15 protein-coding genes and 1 pseudogene are annotated in these 19,516 nt (G+C 62.8%); 10 read left to right on the top strand and 6 right to left on the bottom strand.

Annotated features, from left to right (window positions below; translation table 11 throughout):
- Positions 1 to 45: 45 nt before the first annotated feature.
- Positions 46 to 2,213, bottom strand: a pseudogene (locus tag GKC28_RS15530) (methyl-accepting chemotaxis protein).
- 414 nt (positions 2,214 to 2,627) lie between these two features.
- Here GKC28_RS15530 and GKC28_RS15525 point away from each other — a divergent pair.
- From GKC28_RS15525 to GKC28_RS15490, 8 genes are all read left to right on the top strand, one after another.
- A complete protein-coding gene (locus GKC28_RS15525) occupies positions 2,628 to 2,915 on the top strand; it encodes an STAS domain-containing protein (RefSeq protein ID WP_174147931.1) in 288 nt (95 codons plus the stop codon).
- A complete protein-coding gene (locus GKC28_RS15520) occupies positions 2,912 to 3,286 on the top strand; it encodes a response regulator (protein ID WP_019297430.1) in 375 nt (124 codons plus the stop codon). Before GKC28_RS15525 ends, GKC28_RS15520 begins: the two co-directional genes overlap by 4 nt.
- Before the next feature lies 1 nt (position 3,287).
- Entirely contained in the window at positions 3,288 to 5,450 is a 2,163-nt protein-coding gene (locus GKC28_RS15515) for a chemotaxis protein CheA (protein ID WP_174147930.1), read from the top strand.
- Positions 5,440 to 5,922, top strand: coding sequence for a chemotaxis protein CheW (locus GKC28_RS15510; protein WP_019297432.1), 483 nt, complete (start codon positions 5,440 to 5,442; stop codon positions 5,920 to 5,922). Before GKC28_RS15515 ends, GKC28_RS15510 begins: the two co-directional genes overlap by 11 nt.
- Positions 5,919 to 6,776 carry a protein-glutamate O-methyltransferase gene (locus GKC28_RS15505; protein ID WP_174147929.1) on the top strand — a complete coding sequence of 286 codons (858 nt, stop codon included), beginning with the start codon at positions 5,919 to 5,921 and terminating at the stop codon, positions 6,774 to 6,776. Before GKC28_RS15510 ends, GKC28_RS15505 begins: the two co-directional genes overlap by 4 nt.
- A 39-nt stretch (positions 6,777 to 6,815) precedes the next feature.
- Complete coding sequence (locus GKC28_RS15500; RefSeq protein WP_039152568.1) at positions 6,816 to 7,202, top strand: response regulator; 387 nt, start codon at positions 6,816 to 6,818, stop codon at positions 7,200 to 7,202.
- A gap of 2 nt (positions 7,203 to 7,204) precedes the next feature.
- Positions 7,205 to 7,531 carry a hypothetical protein gene (locus GKC28_RS15495; protein WP_174147928.1) on the top strand — a complete coding sequence of 109 codons (327 nt, stop codon included), beginning with the start codon at positions 7,205 to 7,207 and terminating at the stop codon, positions 7,529 to 7,531.
- A 121-nt stretch (positions 7,532 to 7,652) separates the two neighbouring features.
- A complete protein-coding gene (locus GKC28_RS15490; RefSeq protein WP_174147927.1) occupies positions 7,653 to 9,152 on the top strand; it encodes a caspase family protein in 1,500 nt (499 codons plus the stop codon).
- Between the two features lie 104 nt (positions 9,153 to 9,256).
- On the opposite strand, the gene GKC28_RS15485 is transcribed toward GKC28_RS15490, so the two are convergent.
- Entirely contained in the window at positions 9,257 to 10,099 is an 843-nt protein-coding gene (locus GKC28_RS15485; protein WP_174147926.1) for a M15 family metallopeptidase, read from the bottom strand.
- A gap of 182 nt (positions 10,100 to 10,281) precedes the next feature.
- Here GKC28_RS15485 and GKC28_RS15480 point away from each other — a divergent pair, with 182 nt between their 5' ends.
- Positions 10,282 to 10,857, top strand: coding sequence for an OmpA family protein (locus GKC28_RS15480; RefSeq protein WP_174147925.1), 576 nt, complete (start codon positions 10,282 to 10,284; stop codon positions 10,855 to 10,857).
- 44 nt (positions 10,858 to 10,901) lie between these two features.
- Positions 10,902 to 13,064 carry a serine/threonine protein kinase gene (locus GKC28_RS15475; protein ID WP_174147924.1) on the top strand — a complete coding sequence of 721 codons (2,163 nt, stop codon included), beginning with the start codon at positions 10,902 to 10,904 and terminating at the stop codon, positions 13,062 to 13,064.
- An 83-nt stretch (positions 13,065 to 13,147) separates the two neighbouring features.
- Here GKC28_RS15475 and GKC28_RS15470 read toward each other — a convergent pair whose 3' ends face one another.
- Genes GKC28_RS15470 through icmH form a run of 4 tightly spaced genes read right to left on the bottom strand, consistent with a single transcriptional unit; the run spans position 13,148 to position 19,513 of the window.
- Positions 13,148 to 13,870 carry a PP2C family serine/threonine-protein phosphatase gene (locus GKC28_RS15470; protein ID WP_174147935.1) on the bottom strand — a complete coding sequence of 241 codons (723 nt, stop codon included), beginning with the start codon at positions 13,868 to 13,870 and terminating at the stop codon, positions 13,148 to 13,150.
- Entirely contained in the window at positions 13,870 to 14,535 is a 666-nt protein-coding gene (gene tagF / locus GKC28_RS15465) for a type VI secretion system-associated protein TagF (protein ID WP_174147923.1), read from the bottom strand. Before tagF ends, GKC28_RS15470 begins: the two co-directional genes overlap by 1 nt.
- Complete coding sequence (gene tssM / locus GKC28_RS15460) at positions 14,535 to 18,107, bottom strand: type VI secretion system membrane subunit TssM (protein ID WP_174147922.1); 3,573 nt, start codon at positions 18,105 to 18,107, stop codon at positions 14,535 to 14,537. The genes tagF and tssM overlap by 1 nt, the downstream gene beginning before the upstream one ends.
- Positions 18,104 to 19,513 carry a type IVB secretion system protein IcmH/DotU gene (icmH, locus tag GKC28_RS15455; protein ID WP_174147921.1) on the bottom strand — a complete coding sequence of 470 codons (1,410 nt, stop codon included), beginning with the start codon at positions 19,511 to 19,513 and terminating at the stop codon, positions 18,104 to 18,106. Before icmH ends, tssM begins: the two co-directional genes overlap by 4 nt.
- Positions 19,514 to 19,516: the final 3 nt, after the last annotated feature.

Below are 19,516 nucleotides of genomic sequence, written 5' to 3'. Positions count from 1 at the left end.
GTCTGAAGGCGCCGCGGATTTTTGCGCGGCGCCTCCGTTGAGTTGTCAGAAGTCCTGCCAGAGATCGCGGGAGGCATTGCCGCTGCTGGCGGCTGCGGGTGCCGGGCTGGCTTCGACCTCCCAGTCGCCCTCGCCCTGCGCCGAAGGCGCGGGCTTGGCTGCCGGGGCGGCAGCGGGCGCCGCTGCCGGAGCCGGGCGGGCGGGGGCCGCGCCGCCGGAGACCCGGAAATGCGCCACCAGCTCGGCCAGCTTGCCGGCATCGGTGTTCAGCATGTGGCCCGCCGCGGTGGCCTCTTCCACCATCGCCGCGTTCTGCTGCGTGACCTGGTCCAGCTGGGTGACGCCGGTATTGATCTCATTGAGGCCGGTGGACTGCTCCGCCGCGCCTTCGGCAATGCCGGAGACCAGCTGCGAGATATGGGTCACCTGCTCGACGATGCTCTGCAGCGCCTCGCCCGCCTTGCCGACCAGGTCGACGCCGCGCTCCACCTGTTTGGAGCTGTCGGAGATCAGCGTCTTGATCTCCATCGCCGCATCCGAGGAGCGCTGCGCCAGGGCGCGCACCTCGCTGGCGACCACCGCAAAGCCCTTGCCGGCCTCGCCGGCCCGCGCCGCCTCGACGCCGGCGTTCAGCGCCAGCAGGTTGGTCTGGAAGGCGATGTCGTCGATCACGCTGATGATCTGGCTGATGTGGTTCGAAGACNGTCAGAGGCCTGGCTGATCTCGGCAGCGCCGTTGCGGATGCTGCCGGAGGCCTCGATCACCTGCTGCACGGTGGTGCTGAGGTTGCTGACGGTGCTGTTGAAGTTCTGCCGCAGCTGCTCGTATTCCTCCGGGAAGGCAGAGCTGATCGGCTGCGAGAAGTCGCCATCGGCGAGCTGCATCAGGCCGGCGCTCAGGCTTTCGACCACCTGCTGCTGCTGGCGCTGCATCTCGGCGCGTTCTTCCTCGGCAGCGCGGGCCAGCTTCAGGTCGTCCTGCATGGAGACCAGCGTCTTGCCGATCTTGCCGATCTCGTCGCCGCGGTTGGCGGCCTCGACCTCGGTCTCCAGGTCGCCGGAGGAAACCGCCTCCATGTCGGCGCAGATCCGGTCGATCGGCTTGGTGATCGACCGCGCGAACAGCCAGCCGAAGAAGGACATGCCGCCGGCGCAGATCAGAGACGCGAGGAGCAGCATGTTGCGCTTCTCAGCCGCCGGGGCCATCAGCTCTGCCCAGTCCTGTTCGGCGATGATCGCCCAGTTGGCAAAGGCCAGCGGCAGCGGTTCGGAATAGGCCAGCACTTTCTGGCCATTCAGACCGTCTACACCCCGAAAGACATGAGATTCTCCGTCGAAGGCTGTTTGCACCTGCTGGGTGCCGGGCAGCTGGGACAACACGTCAAAACCGTCTTCGAAACGGGCCGGGGTCCGTGCCAGCATGTCTGCGCCAGCCAGGTAAATCTGGGTGGTCTGCCCCATGCCCTGCTCATTGTTTACGATGGCAGCCAGAAGATCCACGGGGATCTGGACTGCCAGCACGCCAACGGTCAGATTTGCATCGTTCACCACAGGCGAGGCTGCAAAGGCCGCCGCGGCACCGCCGGAGGGTGCGTAAGGCTTCATGTCGGCAAAGAACACCTCGCCGCGGCTACCTTCCAGCGCCGCACGGTAGACATCGGCCAGGCCGGAATCCTTGAACGGGCCGGACATCATGTTGGTGCCAAAGTCGTTTTCCTTGAACACCGAATAGACGATGTCGCCGGCCAGGTTGATCAGGAAGGCATCATAGTAGCCTTTGCTCTCGATCAGGGTCTTGTAGGCCGGGTGGAAGGTTTCGTGGTGCATGTGATAGGGTGATTCACCCTTGCCGCGCACCAGCAGGTGTTTCTGTCCGATCGGATTCGGGTTGTCATCAATATAGGCTTGGCGCAGGATCTGGCCCGGGTTGCCGTCCAGGTCGTTCCAGGTCATCGTCAGCCATTCGATGGCTGTGGCCGTCGATGGCACTGCTGCCAGGGTCTGCACATCCGCGTGGATGCCGTCCAGCAAGGTCTGCACCGAGAATTTCCTGTCCGCCACCATGGAGCGGAACTGGTCTTCCGCCGTTTTTTCGGCGCTGTTCTGGAAGCTGATGGTGCTGATAGTGACAAGAATCGCCGTCACAAGCACACCGAACCCAACAACAAACAGCGGCAATTTATGTGCCAGCTTGAGCGATTTGAACGTTTTCATTCCGTCCTCCTAAGAGCAGTGCGGTCTAGGCCACCGCGGTAGTGATGCCATCGAGAATGCGTCTCAGATGTTAATTTGCCGCTTACGGGACAGGGCCGCTGCCGCATTTCGATGCGGAATCAAGCCGAAAACTGCTGCGCTCCGGCGTCACTTTCTGAAGGGCAGGTAAATATGCAATCACAGGCTGCGCATTGCGCCGGAAGCACACCATTTCACGTGCCGCCTGGTGATTCTTCCGACCGTCAGAACACAGATAAAAATTGATCGGATTTCTGCCGCGAAATTGCAGCCGGTCTCCTTATGAATCCCCTTCTGCGCGGGCGTGGCGGCAATCAAATGTTAAGGCCCGGCACCTAAGAATTGCCTCATCGAACTCGAACTGATCGCCGACAACGGGGGTGCGAATCGCCGACAATGACTACGGAAACGCAAAAGCATAATCTGGATCTGCCGAACGCCTTCGCGGAGCTGGATCCGCTGATCGCCTTCCTGCAAGGGGCGCGTGCCAAGGCGGTCGAAATCGACTGCAGCGGCGTCGCCCTGATGCCCTCGCGCTGCCTGCAGGTTCTGCTTGGTGCAGAACAGCAGTGGCGGTCCGAGGGAGTGGGCTTCGCAGTCACCAACATCACCGAATCCTGCCGCAAGTCCCTGACGCTTCTGGGGCTGGAGCCCAACCGTTTTGAAGACGAGGAAACAGCATGAAAACCAAAGTTCTGGCAATCGACGATTCCCGCACGATCCGGAATCTTCTGGCCGCGACCCTGGAAGAGGCCGGTTTTGAATACCATTGCGCGGTCGACGGCCGCGAGGGTGTGGACATGTACCCGGACGTGGACCCGGACGTGGTCATCACCGATATCAACATGCCCAACCTCGACGGGTTCGGCGTGATCGAGGAGCTGCGCGGCACCGGCATCAATTCCAAGGTGCCGATCCTGGTGCTGACCACCGAAAGCGCGCCGGAGCTGAAGGCCCGCGCCCGCGGTGCAGGCGCCACCGGCTGGATCACCAAGCCTTTTGACGATGCCTCGCTGATTTTTGCGCTCAAGCGCGTGACCGGAGCTGCGGCCTGAGATGTCGGGGTCTATTCAGGATACCTTCTTTGAGGAGTGCGAAGAGCTCCTTGAAGCTACGGATGAGGGTCTGACCGCCATCGAAGGAGGCGATCACGACTCTGAAGTGGTCAATGCGATTTTCCGCGCCGTGCACTCGATCAAGGGGGGCGCCGGGGCCTTTGGCCTGGACGACCTGGTGGCTTTCGCCCACCGGTTCGAGACTGTGTTTGACGAAGTGCGCTCCAACCGGCTGGATCTGGACGAGAAGCTGATTCAGCTGCTGCTGCGTTCCAGCGACCATCTGTCGGCGCTTGTCGAGGTGGCCCGCGACGGCGGCCAGGTCGACGAGGCGCATCACGACACCCTTCTCGCGGCGCTGGATGAGTACATTCCGGAAGAAGAGGAAGATCTCACCTTCGAACCGATGGGGCTCGGCGGCCCGGCGCCGATGATGGATCTCGGCGATCTCGGCGGCGCCCCGGCGGAACCGCAGGAAGAGACCTACCGGATCCGCTTCCAGCCGCTGAAGGAAATGTACGGCACCGGCAACGAGCCGTTCTTCCTGTTCCAGGCGCTCAAGGACCTGGGCGAGCTGACCGTCACCATGGACGAAAACGAGCTGCCCGGCTTTGATGCCATGGACATGGCGGAGGCCTATCTGGCCTGGGACCTGGTGCTGGTCACCAAGGAGACGCGTTCCAAGGTTGAGGCGGTGTTCGAATTTGTCGAAGGCCTGTGCGAACTGTCGATCGAAGGCGATGGCGATGCCGAGGCGGAAGCCAATGCTCTAGCCGCCCTGGACGCGATGTTCAGCGCGCCTCCCGCCGCAGAGACGCCCGAGCCTGACGCAGGTTCTGCTGTCCCTTTTGAGCCGCCGGTCCCCGCACCTGAACCCGAAGCCAAACCGGCAGCTGCCGAAGAAAAGGCCTCGGCCCCGAAAGCCGAGAGCGGCAAGCAGGAGCAGCGCGGCGGTCCCAAGCCGACGCTCCGTGTCGAGCTCGAGCGGGTGGACCGGCTGATCAACGCTGTCGGGGAGCTTATCATCAACCATTCGATGCTGGCCCAGCAGATCGCCAACCTGAACGTTTCGGATACCCGCGACGTCGAGACCGAACTGGAAGGCTTCAAGAATCTGGCGCGCGACATCCAGGAAGGCGTCATGGCCATCCGGGCGCAGCCGGTGAAGCCGCTGTTCCAGCGCATGGCCCGGATCGTTCGCGAGGCCTCGGCCGCCACCGGCAAGACCTGCAAGCTGGTCACCGAGGGCGAAAACACCGAGGTCGACAAGACGGTAATCGAACGGCTGTCCGATCCGCTGACGCATATCCTGCGCAATGCGGTCGACCATGGCATCGAAAAACCCGAAGACCGCGAAAGCGCGGGCAAAGCCAAGACCGGTGAAATCCGGTTGTCGGCCTCGCACCGCTCCGGCAGCGTCTGCATCGAGATCAAGGACGACGGCGCCGGTGTGAACCGCCCGCGCGTCAAACAGATCGCGATCGAGAAGGGGCTGATCCCGGAAAACGCCGAACTGACCGATGGCGAAATCGACAACCTGCTGTTTGCACCCGGGTTTTCAACCGCCAGGGAGATCTCCAACCTCTCCGGCCGCGGCGTTGGCATGGATGTGGTGAAGAATGCGGTGACCGGCCTTGGCGGGCGCATCAACATCTCTTCCGCCCCGGGCAAGGGCTCCACCTTCACCATTATCCTGCCGCTAACGCTGGCAGTCATGGACGGCATGGTAGTGTCGGTGGCCGATCAGACCATGGTGGTGCCGATCACCTCGATCGTCGAAACCATGCGCGGCAGCGACGACATGATCAACAGCCTGGGCGCCGACGGCACCCTGCTGTCGATCCGCGGCAACTTCGTGCCGATCTGCGACGTTGCCGGCGGCCTCGGTCTGTACCGCGAAAGCGAACAGCAGGCCGGCGTCTACCTTCTGGTTGAGACCGAAACAGGCCAACGCTGCGCCCTGGCAGTGGATGACATCCACGATCAGCGCCAGGTGGTGATCAAGAGCCTGGACGGCGTCTGCGGGGACATCCCCGGCGTCGCCGCGGCAACCATTCTTGGCGATGGCAAAATCGCCATGATCCTGGACCCTGAAAGCATCATTGCGGCCTCGCCCACAGCGGCCGCCTTTGACACCGAGCGGAGAATGAGCAATGCAAGCTGAAGTGAAGCAAACCGATCAGGAAGTGAAACACGCTGAGCACAGCGAGTTTGTCAGCTTCACTGTTGCCGGCCAGGCATTTTGCCTGAAAATCACCCAGATCCGGGAGATCCGGCGCTGGTCGCCGGTGACCATCCTGCCGCATGCGCCGGCCGACGTGCTGGGGGTAATGAACCTGCGCGGCGCGGTGATCCCGATCTATGATCTTTCCGCCCGTTTTGGCCTGCAGCAGACAGAAGCAAGCGAGCGCAATGTGGTCATCGTCGTGTCCGTGCACGGAAAACCGGTCGGGCTGCTGGCTGAATCGGTCTCCGAGATCATCTCGATCAACCCGGACGACATCCAGGACACCCCGCCGGTGGATAGCCGCAACACGATGGAGTACATCCAAGGCATCATCTCGCATGATGACACCATGGTGCGCATCATCAATCTGGATGCGGTGATCTCGGCCCCGGAGCAGGTGATGCCGTGAGCGCAGAAACGACCATCACTCCCTCGGCTGAAAACTTTTCGCTGTCCGACCAGGAATTCGAAGCCATTGCGCAATTCGCGCACAAGAACTTCGGCCTGGCGATGGCGAAAAGCAAGAAGCCGCTGGTGTCGTCGCGCCTGGCCCGCAAGCTGCGCCAGCGCAATGTCACCAACTTCAAGGACTACCTCGCCAGCCTGGACGGCCCGAATGCCGACGAGGAGCGCAGCGGGCTGTTGTCGCTGCTGACTACGAATGTGACCCATTTCTTCCGGGAGCCGCATCATTTTGAAACCCTGCGCAATGACGTGTTGCCGCCGCTGGTGGAACAGGCGCGGCGCGGCGGCCGGGTGCGGCTGTGGTCGGCGGGCTGTTCAAACGGTCAGGAACCCTATTCGATTGCGATGACGCTGCTGGACGTTTGCCCCGAAGCCGCCAAGCTGGACATCAAGATCCTGGGCACCGACATCGACCCGGTGGTGGTCCGCCATGCCCAAAACGCCAAGTATCCTGAGGACGAACTGGCCCAGATCGACTCCAAATACAACAAGCTGGTGCCAAAACGCGATCCCGACGGGCGGCTGCCGGAAAGCTTGCGCAAGCTGATCACTTTCGGAGTGCTGAACCTGATTGAACCGTTTCCCTTTAAGGGGAAGTTCGATGCGATTTTCTGCCGGAACGTTGCGATCTACTTCGACAACCCCACCCAGCAGAAGGTCTGGAGCGCCTTCCAGAATGCCCTGAACCCGGGCGGTACCCTCTTCATCGGTCACTCCGAGCGCATGTCAGGCCCGGCAGCGCAGCATCTGAAGACGGCCGGGATCACCACTTACGTCAACTCGCCCGCGGGCAGGTAACCCTGGCCACGGCTGCAAGCAGAGCAGAAGGAAAAAACAATGAGCTTGAAAGACTCTCTCCGCGTCATGGTTGTTGACGATATGTCGACAAGCCGGGGAATCATCACACAAAGCCTGGATGAAATCGGTATCAAGAACTACATGGTCGAAAATTCCGGCCAGGGCGCCTATCAGAAGCTGACCCAGACCCCGGTTCACCTTGTGCTGTCGGATTACAACATGCCAGGCATGGACGGGCTGGGCCTGCTGAAGGCCCTGCGCAGCCATCAGGTGACCCAGCGCGTCGGCTTCATTCTGGTGACCGGCAAGCCGACTCCGGAGATCATCCAGGTCGGCAAGCAGATCGGCCTGAACAACATCGTCCGCAAGCCGTTCACGGTGGCGACCATGAAGCAGGCCATCGAACAGGTCGTCGGGCGGCTCTGATCATGGAGCATCCCGACAAAGCCCTGGGCGAACTCTGTGCTGCATCGGCCTGGGAAATGGAGCAGCTGCGCAGCCAGATGCAAGCGCTGGAGGACGTCGTCCTCGATGTGCTGGAACGGGGCACCGCCCCGACCAGCCAGGAGCTGCGCTCGCTGCAGGACTTCGACCTGGTGATCCAGACCTTGTCGGGACTCTCCGGGTTCTACAGGCGCGTGCAGGCCCAGGTCGATGAGTCCGGCCCGGCGGATCTTCCGGCCGCTGCGGCGGGGGTCACCCTAGAAAAGCTGCGCGACCGGCTCCGCTCAGCCAGCAGCATGGCCAGCACCTGAAGTTTCCCTGCCCCCGTCTGGAAACAGGCGGGGGCAGCCGCAGGAGGCAAATTTGCTTTCTCTTTGCCACCGCGAGCGCGTACATTGGGCCTAAGCAGAATTCGCGAGCCCGGGTACCCGCATGTCTTTTCTTTTCAAACCCTTGATTTTCACATTGTGCTTGCTCACCGCTGCCGGCGCACAGGCTGCAAGCGATCGTATTGCTCTGGTCATCGGCGTGGCGGACTACCAGTATCTGCCGCCGCTGGAGAACACCCGCAACGATGCTGTTGCCATGGCGGACACGCTCGAGGGTATCGGGTTTGATGTCAGCCTGGCCCTGGATCCCGGCACCTCAGAAATGGAACAGATGCTGGATGACTTTGCCTTCCGCTCTGAAGTTGCCGATCTGGCACTGATCTATTTTGCCGGTCACGGAATTGAGGTCCAGGGGGAGAACTTCCTGATTCCCGCCGACGCCAAGGTGGCCAGCAACCTTGATGTTCAACGCCAGTCACTGTCGCTGAAACAGCTGCTGGCTGCGGTCGACCGGGCGCGCAAGATGAGGATCGTGATTCTGGACAGCTGCCGCGACAATCCGCTGGGGGATTCCATCGCGCTGGAGGCCAGCAGCAGCCAGACTGCCGAAACCACGGAGACCACCCGCGGCGGCGGCGGCATGGCACCCGCCGACCCGGATCGCGGCACCCTGGTGGCCTTTGCCGCCAAAGACGGCCAGGTGGCGCTGGATGGCAGCGGCAGCAACTCGCCCTATGCCACTGCGCTGATGGAAAAGATGGTGCAGCCGGGTCTGGAAATCAGCCTGATGTTCCGCCAGGTGCGCGACCAGGTGCTGCAAAGCACCGCGAACCTGCAGGAGCCGCACACCTACGGCTCGCTGACCGGTGTGCCTTTCTATCTGGCCGGTCCCGGCGAAAATGACGCTCCTGTTTCCGTGGCCGATGCTTCTGCGGCCTGGGCCGCACTGAAACCCGATCAGGAAGAACAGCTGCTGGCGCTGGCCGAATTGGGTGACACCCGCTCAATGCTGGGTCTTGCCTATATCCGGCTGAACCCGAACGAAGGCCGTTTCGACCCCAAAGCTGCAGTGGACTTCCTGCAGCGGGCGGCGGATGCCGGCTCGCCCGAGGCGCAGTTCGAGCTTGCCAAGCTCTATGAGCGCGGCACCGGAGTCGACGTGGATTCCGCCAAGGCACTGGAGCTTTACCAGGCCGCGGCAGCCCAGGATTTCGCCGATGCGATCAATGATCTCGGCTTCCTGCACTACCAGGGCGGCCTGGGCCTGCCGGCAAATCCGAAAAAGGCGCTGACGTTCTTTGAGCGGGCTGCCGACCTGCGCCATCCGCAGGCCCAGTTCAACTTTGCTGCGCTGATTGATGACGGGCTGATCCCTTCGAAAGGCCCCGAAGATTCCGCGCATTACCTCTATGCTGCGCTGCGCAGCGGAAGTTCCGACGTTCTTGGCCTCCTGAGCGAACGCCCGAACATGTTCACCGCCGAAACCCGGCGTGCTTTGCAGAAAAAGCTGAAGGAGAACAACTTCTACGCCGGGGCAATTGACGGTGACTTCGGCCCTGGAACGCAACGGGGCATCCGCCGGGCTTACGGGCTCGAGGGGTAATTGCAGCGCCGAAAGCCAGGCCTGCTCCGGGCTTTGATCTCTGCGCCGTTTCACAGCGTTCCCAAACCGCCCATTCGCGGCCGGTCAAGCGGCTGGCAGGCTGCTTAAAGCAGCCCGTCAGCGATCCACTGGTCCAGCTGGCGGCGGCTGATCTCGAAATGCATGCTGTCCTCGCGCCGGAAACCGGCCCCCCAGACCCAGCCCTGATCGTAAAAGAAGTCCGCCATGATGGTGAGACCCAATTGCGTCTTGCCATCGGTGAAGTTATCGAGCTTGCCGTCGATGTTCAGATCCACCGCCAGCCCGTAGCTGTGGGTGGACAGAGAGTTGGTGGTGCCGCGGATCCGCCGCACGCACAGCGCACCGGCGGTGTTGATGCGGGCATAAAGATCGGGGTCGGCCTGGCGGATATTCTCAAACACCACTTTCAGGCTTTCGATGGCCGGACGCAGCATGCTGACCCGGATCGGCCCGACCTGTTCGGTGACCAGCTTTTCCTTCAGGTCCGGATTGGTCATTGGCTGGCAGGTGTCATTCAGGTCTTCCCGCGGGCGGCCCAGCTTCTCGGTCAGATACCTGCCGCCCGTGACCCGCAGGCCGCGGTTCACGTTCAAACGGTCGGCGATCAGCACGACCTGGGCGTAATCCAGATCCGCGCCGCCGGTCTGGTTCCAGATCGCGGCCTCGCCGGCCGCGTCATCAGTGAAAGGGCTTCCGGCGCCTGCCCCTCCTGCGGGCAGGCTGGCAACTTCCTTCTGCAGATCCGTCATCCGGGCCTGCAGATCCTCGACCTGCTGGCGCAGCATCTCGATCTCGATCCGCGCAGTTGAATCGACCCCTCCGGCGCCCTGGTAATCCTCCTCGCTCAGCAGCCAGCTGAGCCCGAACCAGACGGCCGGAGCCAGCACAAGGCCAATGGCGATGATCACAGCTGGCAGTACCCGCATTTCCCCTCCCGGTCCGGTTTCACCCATTTCAATCTTTAGCCGCCCGGCAGTAAACCCCCTGTTTACAACTTGCGGGAAACACCGCGCTTTTTTCCCGCACTCCGCGCAGCCCGGCATTGGCAGGCTGATAGCGCTGGTATAGACTGCCAGCAATGTTGAAACGGTAGGGGAGGGCGCAGAGCATGATCCGCCTGAAAGGTATTTTCACAAGTATTCTGGGCGCCGGCCTGATTTTGGCACCGATGGCGCAAGCACAGTCGAACGGCGGCGAACTGTCGGTCGAAGAGATTACCGAAGCCTTCAAGAAGCAGAAGACCCGCGGATTGGTGATTGTGCCCAGCAGCACGGACGCAAGCCAGGACAGCACCGGAGAGGCCGCAACCGTGGCCGCTGCTGCGGAGGAATATACCCCCGTGGACCAGCAGGCCCAGATCAACATTCAGATATCCTTCGATTTCGACAGCGCTGCCCTGCGCTCGGATCAGGAGCCGAAGCTGGCCAATATGTGCGCCTCGATGAAGGCGCTGGACGGTACAGTCTTCCAGATCATCGGCCACACCGACAGTTCAGGCTCCGCCGCCTATAACGAACGGCTGTCACTGCTGCGCGCGCAAGAAGTGCGCCGCCATCTGATCAGCACCTGCGGCGTCCCGGAGGATATGCTGAAAGCGATCGGAATGGGTGAAACCGCACCGTTCAATCAAGATGACACACGCGCCGATGAAAACCGCCGCGTTGAATTCCAGGCTCTGGGCTGACAACAGCCCGGACCCGCGCCGGTTAAAAGGCCAGGGAGACTTCCATGCTTGAATCGCGCCCTGGCGACCTGTTCCAGCCGGGTGATCTGCTCAACAATACCTACAGGATCGAATGCCTGCTGGGCCGCGGAGGCACGTCTGACGTGTACAAGGCGCGCTCGGAAATCTCCGGCAATCTGGTCGCCCTGAAGGTGCTGAAGCAGGAGCTTGCCGCCAACGAGGACTTCACCGTTCTGATGGCGCGCGAGGAGAATATCCGGGAAATCCGCCACGCCGCCGTGGTGCGCTACTCAGAAAACCACCGCACCCCGGACGGCCATATCTACTTGCTGATGGATTACGTGGACGGCCCCGGCCTCGACAAGCGCCTGAAGCAGGGGCCGATGCCGGCAGAGGACCTGCTGGTGATCTGCCGCCGGGTGGCCCAGGGCCTGCAAGCTGCCCACGCCCGCAATATCGTCCACCGCGACCTCAGCCCGGACAACATCATCCTGCGCGGCGGCGACCCGGCAGAAGCCGTGATTATCGATTTCGGTATTGCCAAGGACACCAACCCGGGCGCCCAGACCATTGTCGGCAATGAATTTGCCGGCAAGTACTCCTATGCCGCGCCGGAGCAGATGAGCGGTGATACAGACGCCCGCTCTGACATTTATTCGCTGGGGGCTCTGCTCTTGGCCAACTTCCGCGGCGCGGCGCCCAAGCTGGGTGCCAACCCGATGGAAGTGGTTGAAAACAAGCAAAAGCCGCTGGACACCGATGGTGTTCCAGAACCGTTGAAAACCTTGATCGACCGGATGTGCGCTCCGGATCCGGCCGACCGGTTTCAGAACGCTGGCAAAGTGCTGGCTTTCCTCGACAATCCCGATGGCGGCAGCCCGGGCGGCGTGCTGGATACTCCGAACGAAGATGCCACCATCATCGTGCCGCAGACCAGCAGGCCTGCACCGCCGCCGACTCCCCCCGCTTCCAAACAGGCGCCGAAGAAAGCGAAACAAGGCGGCGGCGGGCTCTGGGCGGCTCTCCTCGTCCTCCTTCTGCTGGGCGGCGGCGGGGCCGGCGCCTATTTCGGCGGCTTCCTCGACAGTTTCCTCGGTCCCAGCTACCCGGAAGTGCGCCCCTATTCATTGATTGCCGAAAAGCCGGCTGATGGCCCGGTGGAAATCGTCGGAAATGTGCCTTCTGAAACGGTGCGGGATGCGCTTCTTGAAGTGTCTCAGGATGCTGACCTGACCCTGGCTTCCGGCGCGATTGCGGATACCTGGGGGGCCGACGTGCTGGAGACGGTAAAGCCGCTTGAAGGTCTGCGCGAATGGCGTCTGGTTATCAGCAACAACAAGGCCCGGCTGACAGGCACCACGGATGACACCAACGTCGCAGAGATGCTGAATGAGCTGTTCCGCAACGGTTTGCCCGGGGCCTTGGAGGGCAAGGCCGAAATCCGGTTTGAACTGCCGGTACTGCCGGTGGCGGAGGTCAAGGCGATTATGGACAGCTTTGCCGATTGCGGGCCGCTGGAACGTCAGGGCAATGGCCATTTCGACGGCTACGGCCCCGCGGACCCGATCCTGATCAGCGGCCGTGTTGCCAGCACCGCCACCCGGCTGGAACTGTTCGATGCGCTGCGCGCACTGGCTCATGAGCGTCAGGTGGTTCTGGATGTTGAGGTGCTGAATGACTCGCTCTGCGTGGTCGAACAGCATCTACCCAAGGCCCCGCCGGGCGGTGCCGAAGTGGAATTTTCGGTCGGTGGAACCACCGTGGAGCCAAATCCGTCGGGCCGCTTCTTTGTCGGTGAAAACCCGGTGATTGACGTGGTGCTGCCAGGTGACGTCACCGAAGGGTATCTGACCGTTTCGATCCTTGATGTATCTGGTAACGTGTTCCACCTGCTGCCCAATATCTCGCGCGAGGACAACGCAGTGGCCAGCCTGCGCGACGGCGCAGCCGGCGAGATTCCGGTACGGGTTGCCTACAGCCTGGAGGAGTCCGCCGCCAACGGCGGCATTGCCTTCAAGGTCGACGACAGCACCCTGGGCAAGAGCAAGGTGCTGGTGTTGCATTCCGCAGAACCGCTGTTTGAAGGGATGCGTCCGACCTCGGAAAGCGCGGTAGGATTTGCTGAGGCGTTGAAGGCCAGCTACGAGGCAGATTCCAGCCGCATCCGTTCACTCGACAGCCGTATCCTTGTCACCGCCAAACCCTGACCGGATATCTGTTCGGTGTCAGGATTCCGGCCCGGGAAACACATGTTTTCCCGAGCCGTTCTCAAAAACGGAAAACAAGCGGCCTACAGAACGTCAATCACAACAGCCGTGATATTGTCCGCCCCTCCGCCTGTCAGAGCAATCTGGATCAGCTGGTCACCCACCGTTTCCAGCGGCGCGCTGCCCAGAACGTCCTCCAGGATCTGGAAAGTGGCGTATTTGGTCAGCCCGTCCGAGCAGACCAGGAACCGGTCGCCAGGCTCCGTACCGCCGCGGATCTTGTCGATCTCCAGCTCCTCGCCGACTCCGACGGCACGGGTGATGGCGTTGGAATGCGGGTGCTGTTCCGCCTCGTCCCAGGTCATCTTGCCCGCCAGCACATATTCCGCCACCGCGGAATGATCCTCTGTCAGCATCTCGATATGGCCGTTGCGCAGCCGGTAAATCCGGCTGTCCCCGGCCCAGAGACCGACAAAATGCTGGTTCGCCATGATCAGCGCGGCAACGGTTGAGCCGATGGTTCCGCTGCCGCGGGCCGCGGCCTCGGCCCGGATCGCCTTATGCGCGTTCTGAATCGCATCGCGCAAAGCATGCATCCGCGCCGCCGGATCCAGGCCCAGCGGGATCATCGCCACTGCATCGGCAATCAGCCGGCTGGCAAAATCGCCAGCATCATGACCGCCCATGCCGTCGGCCACCAGCCAGATGTCATGCTCAGGCAGGGCCAGAACGGAATCTTCGTTCACCTTGCGCTTCAGCCCGACATGGGTTTGCGCGGTATAGCGGTATTTGCGCAGCTGGTTCATCATGCCGCCTTAACCCCGGCCCAGACCGGCGCGTCCAGGTCAAACAGTCCCAGGGCCACGGTTCCCGCTGGCAGCCCCTTGCAAGCCAGCGTCCGCGGCCCCCCGTCCAGAACTGCGGTCCACAGGCTGCAGCCCGCAAGGCCAGGATTCAGCCGTCCTTCCGGATCCGATACCGCCAGCCGCTCCAAACCTTGCGGCCCGGGCTTGACCACTTCGGTTGTTTCTAACTGAACATTGTCGGGCGCCGGTGTCGCCGCAAGCCGTTCGGCAAGCCTGTCTTTGGTCATGCTGTCCTCCAATGCGTCCAGGGCCAGATCCTCCAGCTGCTCAAACAGAGCGCCGGCGCCCAGATGGCCGAGCCCCGCCCCGCCCGTCTCTGACAGCGGCGCAACCAGGGTCAGCGGAAACCGCCGCCCGACCCGGTCGACCGACGGCATCATCACCCCCCAGACCGGTGCCGCCCCCGCGAGCCCTGCCGGCAGGGTGAACCGCCAGATCGGCGCGGTCATGTAATGCGCGTCAAAGCCGGAACCATAAGCCGTCTTGCCGTCCAGCATAACCTGCTGCAGCCAGGCATCCCAAATCCGCACAAACCCGCCGGGCGTGTTCAGCCGGAAGAAATCCCCGGCTGAGGGCATCTTGCCGAATGCACCGAACCCAGCCATCACATCGACTTCGGGCAGCTGAATTTCGCCATGGCCGGCAGGGCGAAGGGATTGATGACAGATCCGGACTGCAGCTCAAACAGCGCCAGACGCCCGCCAACGCGGAAGTTCACCCGCCGCCGGTCGGAGACATTGGTCCGCCTTACCTCGGCCGCGTCCAACAGCCGGAACCAGGCCCATGGCCCGTCCCGCGACAGCACGTTCTCGCTGTCGCGTTTCTGCGGCAGCAGCGTCAGCCTCGCCAGCCCGACAGAACCCGGCCAAGTCACAGCAACCGGCGTCGGTGCGCCGGACCGGTGGTTATAAGCCACCTTGGTGCCGTCGATCTCCAGCAGCACTTCCTTGGCCTTGGGATCCAGCGCATTGACGGTGATCTGGAAATTCACCGCAGGTTGCGGCCCGCCGGCAAAGAACGCCTCCTTGATTTCAGAAGCATACTGCATCTGCTGCAGCACCGCAGGGCTGATACCAAGATCCACGTCGTTCACCCGCTTCCAGGTCCATGGGCGGCTTCGGGTGTCGACGTACTTCAGCAAATGCTCATTGAAAAACCCGTCAATCAAGCCGCCCGGCGCAAACAGCTTGGCAAAGTCCGCCATCGCCACATCGGCCCGCGCCGAGCGGTTGAACGGATAGCGGTTGGCCAGCGCCTTTTCGCAGAACGGCAGCACCGCCGATTGCCAGCGCGCATTGATCGACGCACGGGTGCCTTCAGAGGTGATGCCCGACGAGCCCGCCGAAATCTGCGTTGCCCAGCGGGGCAGCGGCCCGCCCATGCGGCTGGCGGTCTGCTGGAACTGCAACAGCGCCTGGCCGCTCTCGCCGCCGCTTGCCACGCCGGAGAAGGACATCTTGTTCAGCTCCTGATAGACCAGCTGCAGCTGCCCCATCAGATCATCCAGCTGCGACGGCTGGCCTTCGGGACGGTTCACCAGATCATACAGCCACTGGAACCGCTCCTGCACATAGGCCCCCGGCGGCTTGGCCGCCTCGCCCGGCGCATTGGCGGCAGAATTGACCAGCGCTTCCAGCAGGATCTGCCCCTGGATCGACAGGTTCGAGCGCGATTCAATTGCCGCGACCTGCTGCGCCCCTTCCGACAGGGAGCCCGCGTCGAGAACCGACTTATCTTCGTTCAGACGGGTTTCGGCGCTGACTTCGGTCAGGATGTTGACGATGGGCGACGTCGGCCCGGACAAGACATTGGTGACTTCCACCGCGTGCGAGAGCGACTCCAGCGGCACAATGTCGATATCGCCCAGCATCTGGTCGTAGCGGCTGATATAGTCGTTGTAGTACAGGTCCAGCACATCGCGGCTGAGCTTCAGCAGCACCGCCTCGTTCTGGGACGCTTCGTTCTTCTCTCCCAGCACCCAGGCCTCGCGGTGGACCCGTTCCGCGACGCTCACCGCCTCCGGCAGGAACACGTTGTGGAAGCCGTCATAGGTAAAGATGCCCTCGATCCCGTCGTTCAGGGGCTTGCCGGAGCTGCGCACCAGCACCCGCTTGACCGACGGCCCGCCCACATCGGTGATCCGCCATTTCGGCAACGCGGTTGCCTGCTGCGAATTCAGGATGCCGTTATAGACCCGCTGGGCCAGCGGCATCTCCGACAGGATGTTCTGTGCCTGCTCGATCAGCGGGCCGTTCAGCGCGATCTCCTCCATCGGCTGCGACAGCAGCGCGGTGAGGTGGTCCATCAGGTCGGCGCGCAGCTGATTGCGGGCAATGCCGGGATAGGCGATATTTTCCCAATCGAGCCGCATCCATTCCTTGACCAGATCGGGATTCATCGGCCCCTGAAGACCCAGCATCAGGTAGATCTTCAACGCCTCATACAGAGTATCGGGGTTGTTCATGTTCCCCTCGATCTGCTGCTCCAGCCGCACCAGCAGCCGCGGCAGCAGACGCCGGTTCAGCGCTCCGCGGTAGGTCTGCGCTGCCTGCGTGCCGATCACCTCGCCCTGATACAGGCCATAAGTCATAGCCCCTTCTGGTTCCGGGTCCGACAGGACCGGGTTGCCCGGCATGTCGCGCAGATTGTTCAGCGCCGCCGCAACAGGCACCAGGTCGGTATCGCCAACCGGGCTGGGCGGCAATTCGGCCGCCGCTGCCTGATAGGCCGCAACCTGGCCTTCAGCCTGGGCAATCAGATCGGTGTTCTTGAGGTAGGACCGCACCCACAACGCGCCCATTGCAACGGCCACCAGCACGGTGGCAGCAATCGCAATCCGGCGGGTCCAGCGGTAGCGGCGTTCCACCTTGTCGTCAGCCGACACCAGCCCCGCCTCCGGGAACATCACGCCTTCGAACAGGCGGGTCAGGAAGAAGCTGCGCCCGGTCCCCTGCCCCGTGCCGATCGCCTGGCGGCCGATTCCGAAGGTCTGCGCCATGCCCAGCATCAGTCGGTCAATCGGGGTGCCTTCCTGGGTGCCGGAGGTGAAATAAACCCCGCGCAGCATCTGGCGCTGCTCATAGCGGTTGTCCTGGAACACCTCCATCAGGAACTCGCGCGCCACCCCCCGCATCGAAGCCACCTGCGCCGGGAAGCCGGCAATCAGCGCCCGGCGCTGATGGTCGGTCTCAGTCTGCATCTTCTCCAAGAGCTGCGCATTGATCTGCCCCAGCAGCAGCCCGAACTCCTCGTCGAACCCGGCAATCGGCGGTTGTTCCTTCTTGCCCTTGGGCAGCGGCAGGGTGAAGCCCCAGACCTGCTCGCGGTCCTCCTTGCCCAGCGAGTCATGGAACTCCTGGAAACCGGCAATCAGGTCCGCCTTTGTAAACAGCACATAGACCGGGAAGCGCACGCCCAGTTTCTCGCGCAGTTCCGCCAGACGGCGGCGCACCGCGGCGGCGTGGCTTTTCTGGGTGATCTCATCCTGCAAGGACAGATCCGACAGCGAGATTGCAATGATCGCACCGTTGATCGGCTGCCGCTTGCGGTACTTCTTGAGCAGCCCCAGAAAGCCCAGCCAGGCCGCATTGTCCGCCTCGGCATCGCTTTCCTGCGTGGTATAGCGCCCGGCTGTGTCGATCAGCACCGCCTCATTGGTGAACCACCAATCGCAGTTGCGGGTACCGCCGACGCCGCCAATCGCAGCCTTGCCCATCTTCTCGGCCAGCGGGAATTGCAGGCCGGAGTTCACAATGGCAGTGGTCTTACCGGCACCCGGCGGACCGATCATGATGTACCACGGCAGATCGTTCAGGTGCCGCCGCCCGCCCTTGGACTTGCGCAGCTCCTTCATCGCGTCCTTGAACTTGCCTCGCAGCTCGCCGATTTCCTCGGACAGCACATCATCTTCCGAGGTATCGACGGCCTCCGCCATCTCCTCGGTCATCTCCTTGTCCTTGCGGCGGCGCCGCCAGAAGATGATGCCGATGGTGATGAAATAGAGAAGAAAGATCACCCCGATGGTGATCAGCCGTGCCATGACCCCGTCAAACGGACGCCAGTTTGCGCTGCCGATGAAGGGCGCAAAGAACCACACACAGGCCGACAGCACCAATGCCAGGATCAGCAGGATGGTGTAGATCGACCGGAACAGGGGAAAGATATAGCGGCGGATCATCCTTCAACCTCCTGAACCAGCAGGATTTCGATCCTGCGGTTCTTGGCCCGCCCCGCGCGGGTGCTGTTGTCTGCAATCGGTTCCTTGTCAGCGCGGCCCTCAGCTGACAGCCGGTCCGGGTCGGTCATCACCCTTGCCATGCCCGCCATCACCGATTTCGCCCGCGCCAGCGACAGCGCCATGTTGGACGGGAAGCGGGAGGAGCGGATCGGCACGTTGTCGGAATGCCCTGCCACGATGATCTTGCCTTTTTCGTCATTCAAAGCCTCGGCCACCCGGTTCACCGGAGTACGGAACGCCTTGCTCAGCTGGTCAGAGCCGGAACCGAACATGCCGGAACCGGTCAGCCGGATAATAAGCGTGTTGCCCTTCTGGAAGACCTGCACGATGCCTTCCTTGATCTCCGGCTCCAGGAAGCCCGCGACCTTGGCGACCTGCTCCTCTGTGGTCGGCGCCAACGGCGGCGGCGGTGGCGGCGGTGCCCGCCGCTCCAGCTCCGCCTTGGGCCCGGAGTCCACAATCGTCAGCTGCCCCACCACATTCTCTGTCTGGTTCGACAGCATCCAGCTGAGGCCCAGGAACTGCAGCGCCAGGATGGCACAGGTGGCCGCCATGGTGATCCACACCAGCCGCCAGACCGACAGAGCTTTGAACGGTTTGATCAGGCCTTCCCAACGAGGCGACAGATCGCGCTCAACCGGTCCGCGCTGGTTGCGGATGATCCGCGCCAGCGCGCCGCGGATCTGCAGATGCTTCTCCGAGCCGCCCTGCTCCACCCGCAGACGGCCCTCGAACCCCAGCGACAGGCACATGTACAGGAACTCGAGCATGTCGATATTGTTGCCCGGCTCCTTCTCCAGCCGCGCAAGCAGGTCGTAAAAACGGTCGCCGCCCACCACCTCGCGGTGGAAGGTTGCCACCATCGACTGCAGGCCCCAAGCGGACTGGCCGCCCCAGGGCGTGTTCAGCACCACATCGTCCAGCGTCGCGCACAGCGCATAGCGGGCAATCTTCACCGTTTGCGCCGGAATGCCCGCCTGCAAAGCACGGTTTTCAAACGCGCGCACCTCGGCCACCACATTCTTGCGCAGCCCGTCCGGGTCCATGTGCTGGGCCCGGTTGCGGATACGGGAAATCAGCGCAAACAGGGTCGAGGCGCAGGCGGTCAGCTGGTTCATCCCCGTCAGCGCCATCTTCGGTGCCTTGGCCCCGCCCGCCGCAGCTTGCGGTTTCGGTGCCGCCGCCTGCGGCACCCCATAGGCGTCCAGGTCCGGCACCGGCTGGGTCTGCTGCGGCACGTCCGGCTGCTGCATCGGCGTGGCCGTGCGCCGCCCGCCCGGGTTCGGCTTGATCACCGTCTTGTCGGTATCCCCCGGTTCGGCAAAGGGATCGTCATAATCAGCCATTTC

The organism is Leisingera sp. ANG59 (assembly GCF_013317235.1).
GTDB lineage: Bacteria > Pseudomonadota > Alphaproteobacteria > Rhodobacterales > Rhodobacteraceae > Leisingera.
Note: the sequence above shows the minus strand (reverse complement) of the source record. Positions and strands in the feature narration are given on the sequence as shown.

Excerpts from the sequence above, each read along its gene's own strand:
- GKC28_RS15525 (WP_174147931.1), top strand. The coding sequence starts at position 2,628 with ATGACTACGGAAACGCAAAAGCATAATCTGGATCTGCCGAACGCCTTC.
- GKC28_RS15520 (WP_019297430.1), top strand. The coding sequence starts at position 2,912 with ATGAAAACCAAAGTTCTGGCAATCGACGATTCCCGCACGATCCGGAAT.
- GKC28_RS15515 (WP_174147930.1), top strand. The coding sequence starts at position 3,288 with ATGTCGGGGTCTATTCAGGATACCTTCTTTGAGGAGTGCGAAGAGCTC.
- GKC28_RS15510 (WP_019297432.1), top strand. The coding sequence starts at position 5,440 with ATGCAAGCTGAAGTGAAGCAAACCGATCAGGAAGTGAAACACGCTGAG.
- GKC28_RS15500 (WP_039152568.1), top strand. The coding sequence starts at position 6,816 with ATGAGCTTGAAAGACTCTCTCCGCGTCATGGTTGTTGACGATATGTCG.
- GKC28_RS15495 (WP_174147928.1), top strand. The coding sequence starts at position 7,205 with ATGGAGCATCCCGACAAAGCCCTGGGCGAACTCTGTGCTGCATCGGCC.
- GKC28_RS15490 (WP_174147927.1), top strand. The coding sequence starts at position 7,653 with ATGTCTTTTCTTTTCAAACCCTTGATTTTCACATTGTGCTTGCTCACC.
- GKC28_RS15485 (WP_174147926.1), bottom strand. The coding sequence starts at position 10,099 with ATGCGGGTACTGCCAGCTGTGATCATCGCCATTGGCCTTGTGCTGGCT.
- GKC28_RS15480 (WP_174147925.1), top strand. The coding sequence starts at position 10,282 with ATGATCCGCCTGAAAGGTATTTTCACAAGTATTCTGGGCGCCGGCCTG.
- GKC28_RS15475 (WP_174147924.1), top strand. The coding sequence starts at position 10,902 with ATGCTTGAATCGCGCCCTGGCGACCTGTTCCAGCCGGGTGATCTGCTC.
- GKC28_RS15470 (WP_174147935.1), bottom strand. The coding sequence starts at position 13,870 with ATGAACCAGCTGCGCAAATACCGCTATACCGCGCAAACCCATGTCGGG.
- tagF (WP_174147923.1), bottom strand. The coding sequence starts at position 14,535 with ATGGCTGGGTTCGGTGCATTCGGCAAGATGCCCTCAGCCGGGGATTTC.
- tssM (WP_174147922.1), bottom strand. The coding sequence starts at position 18,107 with ATGATCCGCCGCTATATCTTTCCCCTGTTCCGGTCGATCTACACCATC.
- icmH (WP_174147921.1), bottom strand. The coding sequence starts at position 19,513 with ATGGCTGATTATGACGATCCCTTTGCCGAACCGGGGGATACCGACAAG.